The sequence below is a fragment of the Variovorax sp. 01T439_2 genome (assembly GCF_056398445.1).
On record NZ_JBFTPJ010000443.1, the window covers coordinates 1 to 4664 of the forward strand.

A 4664-nucleotide genomic window follows, 5' to 3' on the forward strand; every position below is an offset into this window, starting at 1 on the left:
CCATGGTGGCCGCCTTCCGCCAGAAGGACACGACCACGCCCGTGGTGCTGATGGGCTATGCGAACCCGGTCGAGCGCTACGACCTCGTGCATGGCAAAAAAGCCTTCATCCGCGATGCGTCGGCCGCAGGCGTCGACGGCCTGCTGGTGGTCGACTACCCGCCCGAGGAGTGCGAGGCTTTCGCCGCCGACCTGAAGGCGGCGGGCATCGACCTGATCTTCCTGCTCGCCCCCACCAGTACCAGCGAGCGCATGGCGCAGGTCGCGCGCATCGCGAGCGGCTATGTCTACTACGTGTCGCTCAAGGGCGTGACGGGCGCCGGCCACCTCGACACCGAGGCGGTCGGCCAGATGATCCCGCGCATCCGCGAGCACGTGAGCATCCCGGTGGGCGTGGGCTTCGGCATCCGCGACGCGCGCACGGCGCAGGCCGTCGGTTCGGCCGCCGATGCGGTCGTGATCGGCACCAGGATCATCCAGCTGATCGACGGACAGCCGCGCGAGAAGGTGGTGCCCGCGGTGCGCGAATTCCTGGCCGGCATCCGCGAGGCGCTCGATGCCCTGCCGGCGGCTACCCCCAAGAACGCGGCTGGCCGATAATCGCTGCTGCCCTCACCCAGCCCCCCTCCCGCACGCGGGCGGGGGGAGCTAATTCGGAGTCCTATGAGCTGGCTTGAAAAACTGCTACCCGCCAAGATCGCACAAACCGACCCGTCGGAGCGCCGCCAGGTGCCCGAGGGCCTGTGGATCAAGTGCCCCGCCTGCGAGACCGTTCTCTACAAGACCGATCTCGAACACAACCAGAACGTCTGCCCGAGCTGCAGCCACCACCACCGCATCGGCGCCCGCGCGCGGCTCGACGCCTTCCTCGACGCCGAAGGCCGCTACGAAGTCGGCCAGGAAGTGCTCCCGGTGGACGCGCTCAAGTTCAAGGACAGCCGCAAGTACCCCGAACGGCTCAAGGAAGCGCTCGAGAACACCGGCGAGACCGACGCCCTGGTCGTCATGGGCGGCTCGGTCCACAGCATCAGTGTGGTCGTGGCCTGCTTCGAATTCGAATTCATGGGCGGCAGCATGGGCAGCGTGGTCGGCGAGCGCTTCGTGCGCGGCGTCGAGACGGCCATCGAGCAGAAGGTGCCGTTCATCTGCTTCACCGCCACCGGCGGCGCCCGCATGCAGGAAGGCCTGCTCTCGCTCATGCAGATGGCCAAGACCAACGCGGCGCTCACCCGCCTCGCCAAGAAAGGCCTGCCCTACATCAGCGTGCTGACCGACCCGACCATGGGCGGCGTCTCGGCCGGCTTCGCCTTCGTGGGCGACGTGGTCATTGCCGAACCCAAGGCGCTGATCGGCTTTGCCGGCCCGCGCGTGATCGAATCGACCGTGCGCGTGACCTTGCCCGAAGGCTTCCAGCGCGCGGAGTTCCTGCAGACCAAGGGCGCGATCGACTTCATCAGCGACCGCCGCGAGCTGCGCAAGACCATTGCGAGCACGCTCGCCATGCTGCTGCGCCAGCCGGCCGACGCGGTCAGCTGAACGAAAGACCGATCAGGCACCCAGCTGGTAAGCCAGCACCAGCAGGTTGCCCAGCACGATCGCAATCACCTGCAGCACCACGATCGCGGCCAGGGGCGACAGGTCCACGCCGCCGATCAGCGGAATGAACCGGCGGAACGGYCGCACCAGCGGCTCGGCCAGCCGCGAGATCAGGTCGAGCAGCACCGGCGACGCGCCCGGTATCCACGACAGCACGGCATAGACCACCAGCAGTGCCGTCAGCCCCGACACCGCGAGCTGCAGCAGCCCCACCAGCGAAACGAGCGGCAGGGTGGCAATCCGGCCCAGGTTGCCGATCAGGAGCCACAGCAGCAGGAACTTGGCCAGCACGAGCAGCCAGGCCGCGATGGCGCTCGCCAAGTCCCAGCGCTTCACCGGCGGCACGATGCGGCGCAGCGGCAGCACGATCCAGTCGGTGATCGCGAATATGAAGCGCCCGAGCGGATTGCCGAAAGGCACGCGGTGGTACTGCATGTAAAGGCGCAGCAGGCAGGCGCCGCCGAGCAGGCCGACGATCACGTCGAGAAGGAACGAGGGGATCTGGTAGAGCATGGGGCGTGGTCGTGAGGGGAATGCGATGATAGCCATGCAAGGTTCATCGATGACCACACAGCCCCTTTTGCATTCACTGCCATTGTTCCCGCTCGGCACGGTCCTGTTTCCGGACGGCATGCTCCCGCTGCGTATTTTCGAAGTACGTTATCTCGACATGATCGGCAAATGCCGCAAGGCCGACGCGCCCTTCGGCGTGGTCAGCCTCACGAGCGGCAGCGAGGTGCGCAAGGCCGGCGCCGAGGCGGAGAGCTTCGCGACCGTCGGCACGCTGGCGGTCATCCGCGAATTCGATTCGCCGCAAAGCGGCCTGCTGCAGATCGAATGCGTCGGCACGCAGCGCTTCCGGGTCCGCGCCGCCGAACTGCAGAAATACGGCTTGTGGGTTGCCGAAGTCGAAGCCGTGGCCGAAGACACGGCGCTCGAAATTCCAGGCGACCTCCAGCACACCGCCACGGCGCTGCGGCGCCTCGTCAATACCCTCGAAGAACGCCGCCGCGCGCAGGGCGCCGAGGCCCTGCGCCTGCCCGTCGGCGAGCCCTACCGCTTCGACGATTGTGGCTGGGTGGCCAACCGCTGGTGCGAACTGGTGCCCATGCAGCTCGAACTGCGGCAGCGGCTCATGGAGCTCGACAGTCCGCTGATGCGGCTCGAACTGGTCAGCGATCTGCTGGCACGTGCGGGCATCACTGAATAGATTGCTACTTCTTTCATAGCGTTTCGAGCAGGATTGGCGGGCACTGGAGGCCGGTTCCGTTTGCACCCGATCGGCTAAAATGCTGGGTTGCGCTCGCTTTTGTTGCGCCCCCACCCGCACTTCATGTCCGACCACCTGATCCCCTCCATTCCCACGCCCGCCGCAGCTCCGGCCGCCGCGCCCGCCGTCGACGACAACCAGCTCATCGCGGAGCGCCGCGAAAAGCTCAAGCTGATGCGCGCCGCCCAGGCCGAGGGCAAGGGGGTCGCGTTTCCGAACGACTTCAAGCCGGGCCACCGCGCCGCCGCGCTGATCGAGGTGCATGGCGCCGCCGATGCCGAAGCGCTCGAGGCGCAGGCCGTTGCCGTGAGCGTGGCCGGCCGCATGATGCTCAAGCGCGTGATGGGCAAGGCCAGCTTCGCCACGGTGCAGGATGCCACCAGCCGCATCCAGCTCTACGTCACGCGCGATGCCATCGGCGAGGAAGCCTACGCCGAGTTCAAGCGCTGGGACCTGGGCGACATCGTGGGCGCCGAAGGCACGCTGATGAAGACCAAGACCGGCGAGCTGTCGGTCAAGGTCACCAAGCTGCGCCTGCTCACCAAGAGCCTGCGCCCGCTGCCCGACAAGTTCCACGGCATGGCCGACCAGGAGCAGAAGTACCGCCAGCGCTACGTCGACCTGATCACCGACGAAACCGCCCGCGTGCGCTTCACCGCGCGCAGCAAGGCCGTGAGCGCGCTGCGCGAATTCATGGTGGGCCACGGCTTCCTCGAAGTCGAGACGCCGATGCTGCATCCCATTCCCGGCGGCGCCAACGCCAAGCCCTTCAAGACGCACCACAACGCGCTCGACCAGGAGATGTTCCTGCGCATCGCGCCCGAGCTCTACCTGAAGCGCCTGATCGTCGGCGGCTTCGAGCGCGTGTTCGAAATCAACCGGAGCTACCGCAACGAGGGCATCTCGGTGCGGCACAACCCCGAGTTCACGATGATGGAGTTCTACGCGGCCTACTGGAACTACCGCGACCTGATGGACTTCACCGAGACGCTGATCCGCACCATTGCCGACAAGGCCGTGGGTACGCAGCAGCTCACCTACCAGGGCAAGCCGGTCGACCTGACCCAGCCCTTCGAGCGCCTGACGATCCGCGAAGCCATCCTCAAGTACACGGAAGCCGGCCCCGCCGTCGACGACAGCGCCTGGCTCATCAACGCCCTGCGCAAGATCGGCCTGAGCGAAGAAAAGGACAAGCTCTCGCAGCGCAGCCTCGCCAGCCTGCAAGTGATGTACTTCGAAGAGACGGTGGAAGAGAAGCTCTGGCAGCCGACCTTCATCATGGAGCACCCGACCGAAATTTCGCCGCTCGCGCGCGCCAACGACGAGCGCCCCGAGGTCACCGAGCGCTTCGAGCTCTACATCACGGGCCGCGAGTTCGGCAACGGCTTCAGCGAGCTCAACGACGCCGAAGACCAGGCCGCACGCTTCAACGCGCAGGTGGCCGCCAAGGACAGCGGCGACGACGAGGCCATGTTCTACGACCACGACTTCGTTCGTGCGCTCGAGTACGGCATGCCGCCCACCGGCGGCTGCGGCATCGGCATCGACCGGCTGATGATGCTGCTGACCGATTCGCCGAGCATCCGCGACGTGATCCTGTTCCCGGCGCTGCGCAGGGAATCTTGAGCGTGAAGTTACCGTCGTCGCTGCCGACGATCGGCATCGACTTCGGCACCTCCAATTCCGCCGTGGCCTGCCGGGTCGACGGCGCCGCCCGTCTGCTGCCCATCGAAGGCGCGGCCACCACGCTGCCGACCGCGATCTTCTTCAACGCCGAAGACCGCACGACGCATTTCGGC

The 4664-nt window shown here is 66.7% G+C and carries 5 protein-coding genes and 1 pseudogene; 5 read left to right on the forward strand and 1 reads right to left on the reverse strand.

Annotated features, from left to right (window positions below):
• Window positions 1–599, forward strand: a 599-nt coding sequence (gene trpA / locus AC1DOC_RS19930) for a tryptophan synthase subunit alpha (RefSeq protein WP_478130349.1), incomplete at its 5' end; no start/stop codon positions are given.
• Window positions 600–662: 63 nt separating this feature from the next.
• On the forward strand, window positions 663–1535 hold the full coding sequence (gene accD / locus AC1DOC_RS19935; RefSeq protein ID WP_012746558.1) for an acetyl-CoA carboxylase, carboxyltransferase subunit beta: 873 nt from the start codon (window positions 663–665) through the stop codon (window positions 1533–1535).
• A 12-nt stretch (window positions 1536–1547) separates the two neighbouring features.
• On the opposite strand, the gene AC1DOC_RS19940 is transcribed toward accD, so the two are convergent.
• Window positions 1548–2108 carry a YggT family protein gene (locus AC1DOC_RS19940; RefSeq protein WP_478080708.1) on the reverse strand — a complete coding sequence of 187 codons (561 nt, stop codon included), beginning with the start codon at window positions 2106–2108 and terminating at the stop codon, window positions 1548–1550.
• A 25-nt stretch (window positions 2109–2133) separates the two neighbouring features.
• Here AC1DOC_RS19940 and AC1DOC_RS19945 point away from each other — a divergent pair, with 25 nt between their 5' ends.
• The 3 genes and pseudogenes from AC1DOC_RS19945 to AC1DOC_RS19955 all read left to right on the forward strand — a co-directional run.
• The gene (locus tag AC1DOC_RS19945; RefSeq protein ID WP_478080716.1) at window positions 2134–2805 is read left to right on the forward strand and encodes an LON peptidase substrate-binding domain-containing protein; all 672 of its coding nucleotides are present in this window, start codon (window positions 2134–2136) and stop codon (window positions 2803–2805) included.
• A gap of 123 nt (window positions 2806–2928) precedes the next feature.
• Window positions 2929–4491, forward strand: coding sequence for a lysine--tRNA ligase (lysS, locus tag AC1DOC_RS19950; protein ID WP_478083177.1), 1563 nt, complete (start codon window positions 2929–2931; stop codon window positions 4489–4491).
• Window positions 4488–4664, forward strand: a pseudogene (locus AC1DOC_RS19955) (Hsp70 family protein); the annotation flags it as partial. The gene lysS and the pseudogene AC1DOC_RS19955, both read left to right, overlap by 4 nt.